At 56.5% G+C, this 570-nt stretch carries 1 pseudogene; it reads right to left on the bottom strand.

The features are described 5' to 3' along the window. Positions 1 to 570 (bottom strand): annotated as a pseudogene (locus J5M56_RS23940) (calcium-binding protein); the annotation flags it as partial.

Here is a 570-nt window from a genome sequence, read left to right as displayed (position 1 = left end):
GCGCAATATCAGCTCGACCACGGCGGCAACAGGCGTGCCTTTGACTACATGCTGAATTAGCGGCTTCACACTGCCACTCGCCAGCGCGATGTTGATTTGCTCCGGAACCACTGAAAGCAGACTTTGCAGTGGATTGACGCCGAAATTGCTGATCGCCGCTCGCAGGCCGACGCTGTAGGCGTCGATGGCGAAGAGACTGTTTTTATAGTCGTCGCGCCGGTTGGGTTTTGCCTGAGTGGGTGGGCCGTCATCTTCCGCATTCGGGTCGCCAGCAGAAATCAGTCTCCAGGTTTCATAGGGAGGTTTACCGCCCAGCAGGCTGAATCCGACTGTTCCAGACCAGCCGGCATTGCGTTTCACGGCGGTATCGTCCTCCCCGCAAACCTCCTTGAACAGCGCCTCGCCAATCGCGCTGGCGTCGATTTCTGCGATCTGGCTGATTGACGGCACGGTCCAGGGTGCCAGTTGACCGGCAAGGGATCCGTTGATCAGGGTATTGATGAAGTTGACGGCAACCTGGTTGGATGAAAGCTGCATCAGGTCTTCACTGAAAATTGTATTCAGTCTGAG

The organism is Pseudomonas sp. 51_B, from assembly GCF_017491595.1.
Lineage (GTDB): Bacteria > Pseudomonadota > Gammaproteobacteria > Pseudomonadales > Pseudomonadaceae > Aquipseudomonas > Aquipseudomonas promysalinigenes.
This window is presented reverse-complemented; position numbering and strand designations above follow the sequence as displayed.